This is a genomic window from Pseudactinotalea terrae (assembly GCF_009733845.1).
GTDB lineage: Bacteria > Actinomycetota > Actinomycetes > Actinomycetales > Beutenbergiaceae > Pseudactinotalea > Pseudactinotalea terrae.
Window position 1 is genome coordinate 28,439 of the sequence record NZ_WNXZ01000003.1, and the last position, 13,395, is coordinate 41,833.

The 13,395-nt window shown below is 69.9% G+C and carries 13 protein-coding genes; 12 read left to right on the plus strand and 1 reads right to left on the minus strand.

Annotated features, from left to right (window positions below):
* Positions 1-7: 7 nt before the first annotated feature.
* The gene (locus tag GPA03_RS10895) at positions 8-526 is read right to left on the minus strand and encodes an AAA family ATPase (protein WP_156252056.1); all 519 of its coding nucleotides are present in this window, start codon (positions 524-526) and stop codon (positions 8-10) included.
* A 327-nt stretch (positions 527-853) separates the two neighbouring features.
* On the opposite strand from GPA03_RS10895, the gene GPA03_RS10900 reads away from it, so the two are divergent.
* From GPA03_RS10900 to nuoK, 12 genes are read left to right on the plus strand one after another with little or no spacing between them, the layout of a single operon-like run.
* Positions 854-2,158, plus strand: coding sequence for a geranylgeranyl reductase family protein (locus GPA03_RS10900; RefSeq protein WP_421958417.1), 1,305 nt, complete (start codon positions 854-856; stop codon positions 2,156-2,158).
* Positions 2,159-2,189: 31 nt separating this feature from the next.
* A complete protein-coding gene (locus tag GPA03_RS10905; protein ID WP_156252058.1) occupies positions 2,190-2,552 on the plus strand; it encodes an NADH-quinone oxidoreductase subunit A in 363 nt (120 codons plus the stop codon).
* A 9-nt stretch (positions 2,553-2,561) separates the two neighbouring features.
* Positions 2,562-3,119, plus strand: a complete 558-nt coding sequence (locus GPA03_RS10910; protein WP_156252059.1) for an NADH-quinone oxidoreductase subunit B — start codon at positions 2,562-2,564, stop codon at positions 3,117-3,119.
* Positions 3,116-3,856 carry an NADH-quinone oxidoreductase subunit C gene (locus GPA03_RS10915; protein ID WP_156252060.1) on the plus strand — a complete coding sequence of 247 codons (741 nt, stop codon included), beginning with the start codon at positions 3,116-3,118 and terminating at the stop codon, positions 3,854-3,856. Before GPA03_RS10910 ends, GPA03_RS10915 begins: the two co-directional genes overlap by 4 nt.
* Positions 3,853-5,223 carry an NADH-quinone oxidoreductase subunit D gene (locus GPA03_RS10920; protein WP_206673524.1) on the plus strand — a complete coding sequence of 457 codons (1,371 nt, stop codon included), beginning with the start codon at positions 3,853-3,855 and terminating at the stop codon, positions 5,221-5,223. The genes GPA03_RS10915 and GPA03_RS10920 overlap by 4 nt, the downstream gene beginning before the upstream one ends.
* Positions 5,220-6,131 carry an NADH-quinone oxidoreductase subunit NuoE gene (nuoE, locus tag GPA03_RS10925; RefSeq protein ID WP_156252061.1) on the plus strand — a complete coding sequence of 304 codons (912 nt, stop codon included), beginning with the start codon at positions 5,220-5,222 and terminating at the stop codon, positions 6,129-6,131. The genes GPA03_RS10920 and nuoE overlap by 4 nt, the downstream gene beginning before the upstream one ends.
* Positions 6,128-7,453 carry an NADH-quinone oxidoreductase subunit NuoF gene (gene nuoF / locus GPA03_RS10930; protein ID WP_156252062.1) on the plus strand — a complete coding sequence of 442 codons (1,326 nt, stop codon included), beginning with the start codon at positions 6,128-6,130 and terminating at the stop codon, positions 7,451-7,453. The genes nuoE and nuoF overlap by 4 nt, the downstream gene beginning before the upstream one ends.
* Positions 7,450-10,110 (plus strand): NADH-quinone oxidoreductase subunit G, encoded by a 2,661-nt coding sequence (locus GPA03_RS10935; RefSeq protein WP_156252063.1) that lies wholly within the window; start codon positions 7,450-7,452, stop codon positions 10,108-10,110. The genes nuoF and GPA03_RS10935 overlap by 4 nt, the downstream gene beginning before the upstream one ends.
* Complete coding sequence (gene nuoH / locus GPA03_RS10940) at positions 10,107-11,501, plus strand: NADH-quinone oxidoreductase subunit NuoH (RefSeq protein ID WP_156252064.1); 1,395 nt, start codon at positions 10,107-10,109, stop codon at positions 11,499-11,501. Before GPA03_RS10935 ends, nuoH begins: the two co-directional genes overlap by 4 nt.
* On the plus strand, positions 11,498-12,256 hold the full coding sequence (gene nuoI, locus GPA03_RS10945; RefSeq protein WP_479681102.1) for an NADH-quinone oxidoreductase subunit NuoI: 759 nt from the start codon (positions 11,498-11,500) through the stop codon (positions 12,254-12,256). The genes nuoH and nuoI overlap by 4 nt, the downstream gene beginning before the upstream one ends.
* Positions 12,253-13,092 carry an NADH-quinone oxidoreductase subunit J gene (locus tag GPA03_RS10950; RefSeq protein ID WP_156252065.1) on the plus strand — a complete coding sequence of 280 codons (840 nt, stop codon included), beginning with the start codon at positions 12,253-12,255 and terminating at the stop codon, positions 13,090-13,092. The genes nuoI and GPA03_RS10950 overlap by 4 nt, the downstream gene beginning before the upstream one ends.
* Positions 13,089-13,388 (plus strand): NADH-quinone oxidoreductase subunit NuoK, encoded by a 300-nt coding sequence (gene nuoK / locus GPA03_RS10955; protein WP_156252066.1) that lies wholly within the window; start codon positions 13,089-13,091, stop codon positions 13,386-13,388. Before GPA03_RS10950 ends, nuoK begins: the two co-directional genes overlap by 4 nt.
* The last annotated feature ends 7 nt before the right edge of the window (positions 13,389-13,395 follow it).

A 13,395-nucleotide genomic window follows, 5' to 3' on the forward strand; every position in this document is an offset into this window, starting at 1 on the left:
TGGAAGGTCAGAGGTGGGCGAGGATGGCGCGCGCTGACTCCTCGGGTGTCAACGTGGTGGTGTCGAGGGTGAGGTCGGCGGGGATCGCCGGGAGGAGTGCGCGGAAGCGGGCGTGCCTGCGCTCGTGGAAGCCCCGCTCGCGTGAGATCCCTCGCGCAGGGTCGCCGTTGGCCCGCTCCCAGGTCACCGCCAGCGGAGCGTCGAGCACCACCCTCACCACGCGGGCGGCAGCCGGTACAGCCACCTCGAGCGCCCGTTGCTCCTCCTCGTCATAGATGTTGCCTACCGCGATCACCACGTCGACGGCGGTCGCGAGCCACCCGGCCACGAGCGCGCCGTGCACCGCATGCGCGGCCGGCCACAGCCAGGCGGTGCCAGCGCCTCGGCCGCGCACCATGTCGGCGACATCGTCGACATCGACGAGCACCGCCGTCGACCCCCGCTCCTCGAGGAGCGCGGCCAGACGCGCCGAGACCACGCCCTTGCCGCCCGCGATCGGGCCGACGATCGTCACGAGATCTGCCACACGCCCCACTGTGCCCGCGATCGGCGGGATGTCGACCGAGATTCCGCAGCAGACCCCCGAGGCCGGGAGCCGAGACGTCGTCGAGGGCGGGAGGCGAAGGGAGGACGACGGCGGATCTGCGGACGTGATGTGCATCACCGCGGGGCCGCGCGCCAAGGCCGTGATCACGCACGTTTCAGCCCGGCGATCGGGGACGTCGGTGCAGGGCCCGAGTCCGATCGGCGCTAAGGTCGGAAGGCGTGCGCGTTCGGTGCAGGAACCGTGAGCGACTAGCGCAATAGCAGGGATTTTAACAACTCCGACGTGCTGGAAATGGCAGGTGCTGACGTGGTCCGGAAGGTGGACGACGACGCCGACGTGATCGTCGTCGGCGCTGGTCCAGCCGGTTCCTCGGCAGCCCATTACCTGGCGGCGGCCGGCCGGTCCGTTCTGCTGCTGGAGAAGGCCACCTTCCCGCGCGACAAGGTCTGCGGCGACGGACTGACCCCGCGCGCGGTCTCCGAGCTGGTCCGGATGGGCGTCCCGATGCGCCCCGAGGATGGCTGGATGCGCAACAAGGGGCTGCGCGTCATCGGGGGCGGCCACACCCTGCACCTGCCGTGGCCCGAGATCGAGCGCTACCCCTCCTACGGGCTCGCCAAGGCCCGCATGGGCCTGGACCAGACTCTCGCCCACCACGCACGCGCCACCGGCGCGAAGCTGATGGAGGGCATCAACGTCACCGGCCCGGTCGTCGACGACCGCACCGGCCGCATCGTGGGCGTCACGGCCCGCAAGGTCGATGCGCGTGGCCGCAAGATCGTTGGTGAGGACGTCGAGCAGGTCTTCCGAGCCCCCGTGGTCATCGCCGCCGATGGCGTCTCCGCGCGGCTCGCCACCTCGATGGGCATCGCCAAGAGCGACAACCGCCCGATGGGTGTCGCCGTCCGCACCTACTTCCGCACCCCTCGCCACGACGACGAGTGGATGGAGTCGCACCTCGAGCTCTGGGAGGGCGAGCCCCGCAAGTCGGCGCTGCTGCCCGGCTACGGCTGGATCTTCCCGCTCGGTGACGGCACCGCGAACGTCGGCCTCGGCTCGGTCTCCTCGACCGCGAAGGCCACCCAGCTCGACTACCGGTCGCTGCTCGAGGCCTGGATGCGCAACGCGCCTGCCGAGTGGGAGTTCACCCCCGAGAACCAGATCGGCCCGGTCCGCGGCGCGGCCCTGCCCATGGCCTTCAACCGCAAGCCGCTGTACCGGCGCGGGCTGATCCTCGTCGGCGACGCAGGCGGCATGGTGTCACCGTTCAACGGCGAGGGCATCGCCTACGGGCTGCAGGCCGGCCGGATCGCCGCCGACGTCATCGGCCAGGCCCTCGCACGCGAGACCGCGGCCGAGCGCGAGCGCACGCTCGCGACCTACGCCACCCGGATGGCCGACGACGTGGGCGGCTACTTCCAGCTCGGGCGCCAGTTCGTCAAGGTGATCGAGCGCCCCGAGGTGATGCGCCTCTGCACCACCTACGGGCTCCCGCGCAAGCACCTCATGAACTTCGTCCTCAAGCTGCTCTCGGACAGCTACGACACCCGCGGCGGGGATGTCTCCGACCGCATCATCACCGCGCTGGCCAAGATCGTGCCGGCAGCATGACGGCCACAGCGAGGAAGAGCCGAGGAACCCGATGACCAACCCCTTCGTCCCGATCCTGGTGATGGCAGCGCTCGCGCTGCTCATGGCCGTCGGCGGACTCGTCGCGTCCGCCGTCATCGGTCCCAAGCGTTACAACAAGGTGAAGGTCGACGCCTACGAGTGCGGCATCCAGCCGAGCCCGCACGCGACCGGCATGGGCAAGTTCCCGATCAAGTACTACCTCGTCGCGATGACCTTCATCATCTTCGACATCGAGGTGGTCTTCCTGTACCCGTGGGCGGTCACGTTCACGGAGCTGGCCATGTTCGGGTTGATCGCGATGCTCGGCTTCATTTTCCTGATCACGGTGCCCTTCGTGTACGAGTGGCGCCGTGGCGGACTGGACTGGGACTGAGGTGATGTCATGAGCTTCGACGAGAAGACGGCTTCCGGATTCGCGCTCGCCAAGGTCGAGGACTTCGTCGGCTGGGCGCACAGCGCCTCGCTGTGGCCGGTGACGATGGGACTGGCGTGCTGCGCCATCGAGATGATGGCGTTCGGGACACCGCGTTTCGACGGTTCCCGCTTCGGCATGGAGGTCTTCCGGGCCTCCCCGCGCCAGGCTGACCTGATGCTGGTCTCGGGCCGCGTGAGCCACAAGATGGCGCCGGTCGTGCGGACCGTCTACGACCAGATGGCCGACCCGAAGTGGGTCATCTCGATGGGTGTGTGCGCGAGCTCCGGCGGCATGTTCAACAACTACGCCATCGTGCAGGGCGTCGACCACGTGCTTCCGGTCGACATCTACCTGCCTGGCTGCCCGCCCCGCCCGGAGATGCTGATCAACGCGATCCTCGAGCTCCAGAAGCACGTGATCAAGGGGCAGGCCTTCGGCCCGCACCGCAAGGAGATCGCGCGCAAGGTCGAGGAGGCGGCGCTCAACGCCACGCCCACTCACGAGATGAAGGGGCTGCTGGCATGACCGAAGAAGACGTCCAGGCTCCCCAGATCGCAGGCGACGACAACGAGCAGACCGTCGTCCGCAGCAAGAGCGTGCCGCTCGACCTCGTCGACGTGCGTTCGGGCATGTTCGGCGTGCACGGCACCGGCGACACCTCCGGCTTCGGCGGTCTCGTCCGCACGGTGGCGATGCCCGGCCCGACCGAGCGGCCCTACGGCAGCTACTTCGACGAGGTCGTCGACATCCTCGCCGAGGTCCTCGGCGAGCAGGGGATCGAGCTCGAGGACGCCGTCGAGAAGGTCGTGGTCTTCCGCGACGAGCTCTCGCTGTTCGTCGCCCGCGAGCACCTGGTCGCCGTCGCACGCGCGCTGCGCGACGACCAGGACCTGCGGTTCGAGCTCTGCCTCGGCGTCTCGAGTGCGCACTACCCGAACGACACCGGTCGCGAGCTCCACTGCATCTACCCGTTGAACTCCATCACCCACAACCGATCCGTGCGGCTCGAGGTGACAGCACCCGACGCAGACCCGCACATCCCCACGCTCGTCGAGGTCTACCCGGCCAACAACTGGCACGAGCGTGAGGCCTACGACTTCTTCGGCGTCGTGTTCGACGGCCACCCGGCGCTGACCCGCATCGAGATGCCGGACGACTGGGTAGGCCACCCGCAGCGCAAGGACTACCCCCTCGGCGGCATCGAGGTGGAGTTCAAGGGCGCGACCATCCCGGCCCCCGACACCCGCAGGAGCTACTCGTGAACTCCGCTCCGAGCACGTCCACCCCGCGCGCGACCGGCGGCGCCGGCGCAGCCGGCACCGAGGGCGTGCATGAGTACACCGCCCTCGGCGGTGACTGGGACGAGATCGCCGCTGACGCCGCCCGCCTGGGTGACGAGCGCGTCGTCGTCAACATGGGTCCCCAGCACCCCTCCACGCACGGCGTGCTCCGCATCGTGCTCGAGATCGAGGGCGAGACCGTCACCGAGGCGCGGGCAGGGATCGGCTTCCTGCACACCGGCATCGAGAAGAACATGGAGTACCGCACGTACACGCAGGGCGTGACGTTCTGTACCCGCATGGACTACGTGGCCCCGCTGTTCCAGGAGGCCGCCTACTGCCTCGCCGTCGAGAAGCTCCTCGGCATCACCGATGACATCCCCGAGCGCGCCACCCTCATCCGCGTGCTGATGATGGAGCTCAACCGGGTCGCCTCGCACCTGATCGCGATCGGCACCGGCGGCAACGAGCTCGGCGCCACCACGATGATGACCGTGGCGTTCCGTGAGCGCGAGGAGATCCTGCGGATCTTCGAGGCGATCACGGGGCTGCGCATGAACCACGCCTACATCCGCCCCGGCGGGGTGGTGCAGGACCTGCCCCCGGGCACCCCTGCGCGCATCCGCGAGGCGCTCCCGCGGATCCGCAACGGGATCGGCGAGCTCGAGAAGCTCACGCTCGCGAACCCGATCTTCCTCGGTCGTACCAAGGGTGTCGGATACCTGCCGCTGGCCGGCGCGATGGCGCTCGGAACCGCGGGCCCGATCCTGCGCTCGGCGGGGATGCCGTACGACCTGCGCAAGGCGCAGCCCTACTGCGGCTACGAGACCTATGACTTCGAGGTCCCCACCCACACCGATGCCGATGCCTACGGCCGCACCGTCGTCCGGTTCGCGGAGGCTCGCGAGTCGCTCAAGATCGTCGAGCAGGTCCTCGAGCGCCTCGAGGCGCAGGACCGCGCGGGCAAGCACCCGGTGATGGTCGCCGACAAGAAGATCGCGTGGCCGGCCCAGCTCGCCGTCGGCTCCGACGGCCAGGGCAACAGCCTCGACCACATCCGCGAGATCATGGGCAGCTCGATGGAGGCCCTGATCCACCACTTCAAGCTGGTGACCGAGGGCTTCCGGGTCCCGGCCGGCCAGGTCTTCCAGCAGATCGAGCACCCCAAGGGTGTCATGGGCGTCCACCTCGTCTCCGACGGCGGTACCCGCCCCTACCGGGTGCACTTCCGCGACCCGTCCTTCAACAACCTGCAGGCGCTCGGCATCATGTGCGAGGGAGCGACGATCGCTGACGTCGTCGTCGCCGTCGCCTCGATCGACCCCGTGCTGGGAGGCGTGGACCGATGACCAGCCCGACCTTCACCGGGTACCCCTCCGAGGTGCGTGACCGGCTCGACGGCGATGCTCGCCAGATCCTGTCCCGGTACCCCGAGACCCGTTCGGCCCTGATGCCGCTGCTGCACCTGGTGCAGTCGGAGGATGGCTACGTCTCGCCCGCGGGGATCGCGTTCTGCGCCGACACCCTGGGCCTGTCCCGAGCCAACGTGTCGGCCGTCGCGACCTTCTACAGCCAGTACAAGCGGCGCCCGAACGGCAAGTACACGGTCGGCATCTGCACCAACACGCTCTGCGCCGTCATGGGTGGCGACGCCATCTTCGAGCGGCTCAGCGAGCGTCTCGGGATCCATCATGACGAGACCACCGAGGGTGGCGAGATCACCCTTGAGCAGATCGAGTGCAACGCCGCGTGCGACTACGCGCCGGTGATGATGATCAACTGGGAGTTCTTCGACAACCAGACGCCGGAGTCGGCGCTCGCGGTCGTCGACGCCATCCTCGAGGGGCAGGACATCACGCCCACGCGTGGACCCGACAAGGTCCCGAGCTTCCAGGAGATGGAGCGCGTGCTCGCGGGATTCGAGGACGGCCTGGCCGACCAGGGCAACGCCGGCGGCGCGCCCACCATGGCGGGCCTCACGCTGTCGAGGGAGAACGGCTGGACCGCTCCCGCCGTCGACCCGAACACCATCTCGACCGAGGATGCCGCCGGGCAGCCCGAGCCGGAGGCCGCCGAGCAGGCCGGGATCGACCCGGTCGGCGAGGAAGGCTCCAGCGCCGAGCGCCAGGAGACCACCGAGGCCGACTCCGACCCCGAGACCGTGGCGGCTCCCGCCGAGGCCGAGGACACCGACGCCGAGAAGCCGACCACCGAGGCCGGCGCAGCCGCCGCCGCTGACGAGGAGGACGAGTCGTGACTCAGACCGCCGCACCGCTCGCACCGGTGCTCTCCGACATCTGGGATGCCGACAAGCCCTGGACGCTGCGCACCTACAGCGACCACCACGGGTACGAGGCCTGGAAGCATGCCATCCGCCAGGAGCCGGCCAGCATCGTCGAGGTCGTCAAGAACTCCGGCCTGCGTGGCCGTGGTGGCGCCGGCTTCCCGACCGGACTGAAGTGGTCGTTCCTGCCCCCGCCGGACGGCGGCCCTCGCTACCTCGTGGTCAACGCCGACGAGTCCGAGCCGGGTACCTGCAAGGACATCCCGCTGCTGATGGCCAACCCGCACTCGCTGATCGAGGGCATGGCGATCACCAGCTTCGCGATCGGCTCGAACCACGCGTTCATCTACCTGCGAGGCGAGGTCGTGCACGTCTACCGGCGGCTGCTCGCAGCCGTGCGCGAGGCGCGTGAGGCGGGCCTGCTCGGCACGAACATCCTGGGCACCGGCTACGACCTGGAGATCACGGTCCACGCCGGCGCCGGCGCCTACATCTGCGGTGAGGAGACCGCGCTCCTCGACTCGCTCGAGGGCCGCCGCGGCCAGCCCCGCCTCAAGCCGCCGTTCCCCGCCGTCGCCGGGCTGTACGCCCGACCCACGGTCGTCAACAACGTGGAGTCGATCGCGTCGGTCCCGGGGATCATCCGCGGCGGTATCGACTGGTTCTCCTCGATGGGCACCGAGAAGAGCAAGGGCCACGGCTTCTTCTCGCTCTCGGGGCACGTGACCCGCCCGGGTCAGTACGAGGCGCCGCTCGGCATCACGCTGCGCGAGCTCCTCGAGCTCGCGGGCGGCATCCGCGACGGGCACCAGCTGAAGTTCTGGACCCCGGGCGGCAGCTCGACCCCGATCTTCACCGCGGAGCACCTCGACACCCCGCTCGACTTCGACTCGGTGGCCGCTGCCGGCTCCATGCTCGGCACCCGCGCGCTGCAGATCTTCGACGAGACGGTCTCCGTGGTGCGCTGCGTGACCCGCTGGCTCGACTTCTACAGCCACGAGTCCTGCGGCAAGTGCACCCCGTGCCGCGAGGGCACCTACTGGCTGCGCGCCGTCCTGCACCGCCTCGAGGCCGGCAAGGGCGAAGAAGGTGACGTCGACCTGCTGGTCGACGTCGCGAACAACATCGAGGGCCGCTCGTTCTGCGCGCTCGGCGACGCCGCGGCGACGCCGGTCAAGAGCGGCATCAAGTACTTCCGCGAGGAGTTCGAGCAAGGCATGCACACCCCTGCCTGGGAGCTCTTCCCGTACGGGGCGAACGCCCTGTTCACCGAGCTGGCCGGAGCCGCCCGATGACCGCAACCGCCACCCCGAAGTCCGGCACCCCTGCCGCGGCCGAGGGCGTCAACGTCACGATCGACGGCGTCGAGGTCAGCGTGCCCAAGGGCACCCTGATCATCCGCGCCGCCGAGCAGATCGGGATCCAGATCCCGCGGTTCTGCGACCACCCGTTGCTGAAGCCTGCCGGCGCCTGCCGCCAGTGCCTCGTGATGGTCGCCACGCCGGACCGCGAGGGCAACGTCCGCGAGATGCCCAAGCCGCAGGCCTCCTGCACCATGGAGGTCTCGCCCGGCATGGTGGTGAGCACCCAGCGCACCTCCGCCGTCGCCGACAAGGCGCAGCACGGTGTGATCGAGTTCCTGCTCATCAACCACCCGCTCGACTGCCCTGTCTGCGACAAGGGCGGCGAGTGCCCGCTGCAGAACCAGGCGATGAGCAACGGCAACGCCGGCTCCCGCTTCACCGACGTCAAGCGCACCTACGCGAAGCCGATCAAGATCTCGACCGAGATCCTCCTCGACCGCGACCGCTGCATCCTGTGCCAGCGCTGCACCCGGTTCCAGGAAGAGATCGCCGGCGACCCGTTCATCGACCTGCAGGGACGTGGCGGTGGCGCCCCGGGCGGCGCCGAGCACGGCATGCTGCCGCAGCAGATCGGCCGCTTCGACGAGGGCGTGCTGGGCTTCTCCGGTCTGGGGGAGGGCGTCCGCGACGTCGCGGAGACCGACAACATGGTCGGCCCCGACGGCGACGCCGGGCTGCTCTCGGGCATCTCCTACACCGTGGGCTCGGCCGAGATGGACGCCACCGGGCGACCTTTCTCCTCGTACTTCTCGGGCAACACGATCCAGATCTGCCCGGTGGGTGCGCTGACCTCGGCGACCTACCGGTTCCGGGCGCGCCCGTTCGACCTGGTCTCGGTCGAGTCGATCGCCGAGCACGACGCGTGCGGCGCGGCGATCCGCATCGACCACCGCCGCGACGTGGTGCTGCGCCGGCTCGCGGGCGAGGACCCGGCGGTCAACGAGGAGTGGATCACCGACAAGGACCGCTTCGCGTTCCCGTGGCAGTCGCTCCCGGACACCGTCAAGACCCCGCTCGTGCGGGACGAGGAGACCGGCGAGCTGGTACCCACCAGCTGGTCCGAGGCCCTCGCCCTCGCCGCGCAGGGCCTGGCTCAGGCTGCCGCCGACGGCGGTGTCGGGGTTCTCCCCGGCGGTCGCCTCACGCTGGAGGACGCCTACGCCTGGTCGAAGTTCGCCCGCGTGGTGCTCGGCACCAACGACGTGGACTTCCGCGCCCGCGCGGCCAGCGACGAGGAGGCCGAGTTCCTCGGCCACAAGGTCGCCGGCTCCTCGATGGACGTGACGTACGCGGACCTCGAGTCCGCGCCGCATGTGCTGCTCGTGGGCCTGGAGCCCGAGGACGAGGCCGGCACGATCTTCCTGCGCCTGCGCAAGTCGGTGCTCGCGAAGAAGACCTCGGTCACGACCCTCGCGCCGTTCGCGACGCGTGGTTCGACCAAGGTGCGCGCCGCCGTCGTGACCACCGCGCCCGGCACCGAGGCGAGCACGCTCGCCGCGATCGCTGCCGGCGGTGGCGAGCTCGCCGAGCTGGCCGAGGCGCTCAGGGCCGATGGCGCCGTGATCCTCGTGGGCGAGCGGCTCGCACAGGTGCCCGGCGGTCTGACTGCTGCGCTCGAGCTGGCCGGCGCGACCGGCGCCCGGCTCGCCTGGGTTCCCCGGCGTGCTGGCGACCGTGGCGCCGTCGAGGTGGGTCTGCTCCCGGGGCTGCTGCCCGGTGGCCGCCCCGTCAGCGACGCGGAGGCCCGCGTGGACGTCGCGACCGCCTGGGGCCTGGACGGCGACCGCTCGTTGCCGGCCGAGGTCGGCCGCGATCTTGCCACGATCCTGCGGGATGCCGGTTCCGGTGACCTCGCCGGGCTGCTGCTCGGCGGTATCGACGTCGAGGACCTCCCCGGCGCGGGCGAGGCCGAGCGTGCGGTGCGTGAGGCGGGCTTCGTGGTCCAGCTCGAGGTGCGTACCTCGGCGCTGACCCGGTACGCCGACGTCGTGCTGCCGGTCGCCCCGCCCAGCCACAAGGCCGGGACGTTCCTCACCTGGGAGAGCCGCCCGCGTCCGTTCGGGCAGGTCTTCGCGACCAGCTCGCGCTCGGACGCGCAGGTGCTCGACATGCTCGCCGCCGCGATGGGTGGTGCCCTCGGCACCCACTCCCTGGAGTCGGTGCACCGCGAGCTGAGCGAGCTGGCTGCCTGGGACGGCGCTCGCCAGCCCGCGCCGTCGGTTCCCGCCGAGGCGCGTGCGGCAGCGGAGGGCGAGTACACGCTCGCCACCTGGCGTCTGATGCTCGACGCCGCCCGTGGTCAGGACGGTGAGCCGTACCTCGCGGGTACCGCGCACCGACCGGTGGTGCGGGTCTCCGCTGCCACCGCCGCCGGCCTGGACGCCGCCGACGGCGACCGGCTCACCGTGGTCGGGCCGCTCGGCTCGGTCACGCTCCCGGTGCTCGTGACGCCGATGCCCGACGACGTGGTGTGGCTGCCGCTGCACTCGCCGGGCTCGTCGCTGTACCGGATGCTCGGCGTCGGCTCGGGTGGCTCTGTCCGCCTCGAGCCGGCTGCACGTGCGACGACCGGGGAGGTCCTCCGATGAACCCTGCGCCGATCGCGGACTTCAGCAACGACACCATCTGGATCACGATCATCAAGGCTGTCGTGATCCTGGTGTTCCTGCTGCTGTCCGTGCTGTTCGCGATCTGGTTCGAGCGACGCCTCGTCGCCCGGTTCCAGCAGCGCTCCGGCCCCAACTGGAACGGTCCGTTCGGTCTGCTGCAGTCGCTCGCCGATGCGATGAAGCTCCTGCTCAAGGAGGACATCACCGTCAAGGCGGCCGACAAGGTGATCTACCTGATCGCCCCGGTCATCTCGGTGTTCTGCGCGTTCATGGTGTTCGCGGTGATCCCGTTCGGACCCGAGGTCAGCATCTTCGGCGTCGTGACACCGCTGCAGATGACCGACTTCCCGGTCGCCGTGCTCTACATCCTCGGCATCACCGCGCTCGGCGTGTACGGCATCGTGCTCGGCGGCTGGTCCTCCGGTTCGATCTACCCGCTGCTCGGCGCGGTCCGCTCGACCGCGCAGATCATCTCCTACGAGCTCGCGATGAGCCTCGCGCTCGTGAGCGTGTTCCTGTGGTCCGGCTCGATGTCGACCTCGCAGATCGTCAACTCCCAGGAGAACACCTGGTGGGCGTTCACCCTGCTGCCCGCCTTCGTGCTCTACGTCATCTCGATGGTCGGTGAGACCAACCGGCTGCCGTTCGACCTCCCCGAGGCCGAGGGCGAGCTGGTCGGTGGCTTCCACACCGAGTACTCCTCGATGAAGTTCGCCTGGTTCTTCCTGGCCGAGTACATCAACATGCTCAACGTGTCCGCCGTCGCCACCACGCTGTTCCTCGGCGGCTACCGCGCCCCGTTCGGCATCGGCCTGATCGCCGACGGCGCGCTCGACACCGGCTGGTGGGGCGTGGTGTGGTTCCTGGTCAAGCTCTGGCTTCTGATGGCGTTCTTCGTCTGGGTGCGCGGCACGCTGCTGCGGTTCCGCTACGACCAGTTCATGAACTTCGGCTGGAAGGTGCTGATCCCGGCCGGCCTGGTCACCGTGGTCTTCTACGCGGTGCTCAAGGGTCTGTCCACCGGCTCCGACCCGCTGCTGAGCTTCGGCGGCGAGATCCTCACCCTCGAGTGGCGACAGCTGTTGCTGGGGGTGGTCGGAGGCCTGGTGGTCATCGCTGTCCTGATGCTGCTGTTCCCAGGCGAGGAGGAGGAGAAGCCCGCGAAGGCGGTCGCCGGCAAGACCGGCTCCTCCGCCAAGCCGGGCCGGAAGCGCACCAAGGAAGAGCCGTTCGACGCGTTCGCCGGCGGCTTCCCGGTGCCGCCGCTGCCGGGTCAGCAGCTCCCGCCGTCACCGCGCCGCGCGCGCGTCACCACACCAGCCGCCGCACCGGCAGCCCCGGCTGCCGCTGCAGGGGAGGACGAGAAGTGAGCGACGAGACCAAGAAGAGCCCACCCGAGGAGGAGTCCGGCCAGCCCCGGACCAGCTCCGAGCTCGAGCAGCCCGCCCGAGGCGGGCAGAGCATCGACGAGGTCAAGGGCGTCCACGCCCCGGATCTGCTCCCCGAACCCAAGAACGCCGTCGAGAAATTCGTCGCGCCCGTGGCCGGCTTCGGCGTCACGATGGCCACCCTCTTCAAGCCGGTGGTCACCGAGCAGTATCCGCGTGAGAAGGCACCCGTGGAGCCCCGCTTCCACGGGCGGCACCAGCTCAACCGGCACCCGGACGGTCTCGAGAAGTGCATCGGCTGCGAGCTGTGCGCCTGGGCCTGCCCCGCCGATGCGATCTTCGTCGAAGGTGCGAACAACACCCCCGAGGCGCAGTACTCGCCCGGTGAGCGGTACGGCGCCGTCTACCAGATCAACTACCTGCGCTGCATCTTCTGCGGGCTGTGCATCGAGGCGTGCCCCACCCGCGCGCTGACGATGACGAACGAGTTCGAGCTCGCCGACCAGACCCGCGAGAAGCTGATCTTCACCAAGGACGACCTGCTCGCGCCGCTGCGCGAGGGCATGCTCGCCGCGCCGCACCCGATGGCCGAGGGCACCACCGACGGCAGCTACTACCGCGGCGAGGTCACCGGACCGGCGCGGAACTCGGTCGAGTGGGTTCGCGAGAACCGCCCGGACGAGCCGTCGCTGGACTCCGCCGCCGCGGCGGCCGAGCGCTCGGGGGCGACCAAGTGAGCGAGCTGACGATCTCCTCCGGTGAGGCCGTGATCTTCTGGATCCTGGCCCCCCTGATGGTGCTGGGTGCCCTGGGCCTGCTGTTCGCGCGCAAGACCGTGCACATCGCGGTCGCCGTCGCAGGCGTCATGGTGGGGCTCGCGATCATGTACATCGCGAACGAGGCGCCGTTCCTCGGGGTCGCGCAGGTGGTCGTCTACACCGGCGCCGTGATGATGCTCTTCGTCTTCGTGATCATGCTGATCGGCGTCGACGCCAAGGAGTCGCTCAAGGAGACCCTCGCCGGGCAGCGCTTCCTCGCGCTGCTGGCCGGCGGCGGGCTGCTCGTGCTGGTGCTCGCCGTCACCACGCGCGCCGCGCTCCCGGACCCGGTGGGCCTCGCCGCCGCCAACGCGGACACCAACGCGGTAGGCGTGGCACGGATCCTGTTCAGCGACTTCGTGTTCCCCTTCGAGCTGACCGGCGCGCTGCTGATCACCGCCGCGGTCGGCGCGCTGAGCCTCACGCACCGGGTGCGCCTCGGCGCCAAGATCGGGCAGCGGGAGCTGGCCACCGCCAAGCTCAAGGCCTACGGCGCGGGCGCCGGGTCCTCGCTCATCACCAACCGCCCCGGCCCCGGCATCTACGCCCGGCACAACTCGGCCGACATGCCGGCGGTGGACGCCGCCGGTGAGCCCGTCGAGGACTCGATCACCACCGTGCTGCGGATCCGTGGGCAGGAGGCGCGCCTGCCCAGCGAGGAGGAGCTCGCCGAGGCCGGCGCCCCCTACGGGCAGGACGAGCCGGCGGCCGTCGTCGCTGGAGCCGGCGACGAGCGGAAGGAGCTCGAGCAGTGAGCATCCTCAACTACCTGGTCCTGTCCGGCATCCTGTTCTCGATCGGTGCGGTCGCGGTCATCGTGCGCCGCAACGCGATCGTGGCCTTCATGGGTGTCGAGCTCATGCTCAACGCCGCGAACCTCACGCTGGTGACGTTCGCCCGCATGCACGGCGACCTCACCGGACAGGTGATCGCCTTCTTCGTCATGGTCGTCGCTGCCGCCGAGGTGGTCATCGGGCTCGCGATCATCGTGTCCATCTTCCGAACTCGCGGGTCCGCGTCGCTCGACGACGCCAGCCTGCTCAAGAGCTGAGGCACCG

What these genes read in the sequence shown, in the direction of transcription:
- nuoE (WP_156252061.1), top strand. Translation starts at nt 5,220, where the DNA reads ATGACCAGCCCGACCTTCACCGGGTACCCCTCCGAGGTGCGTGACCGG.
- nuoH (WP_156252064.1), top strand. Translation starts at nt 10,107, where the DNA reads ATGAACCCTGCGCCGATCGCGGACTTCAGCAACGACACCATCTGGATC.
- GPA03_RS10915 (WP_156252060.1), top strand. Translation starts at nt 3,116, where the DNA reads ATGACCGAAGAAGACGTCCAGGCTCCCCAGATCGCAGGCGACGACAAC.
- GPA03_RS10910 (WP_156252059.1), top strand. Translation starts at nt 2,562, where the DNA reads ATGAGCTTCGACGAGAAGACGGCTTCCGGATTCGCGCTCGCCAAGGTC.
- GPA03_RS10935 (WP_156252063.1), top strand. Translation starts at nt 7,450, where the DNA reads ATGACCGCAACCGCCACCCCGAAGTCCGGCACCCCTGCCGCGGCCGAG.
- GPA03_RS10905 (WP_156252058.1), top strand. Translation starts at nt 2,190, where the DNA reads ATGACCAACCCCTTCGTCCCGATCCTGGTGATGGCAGCGCTCGCGCTG.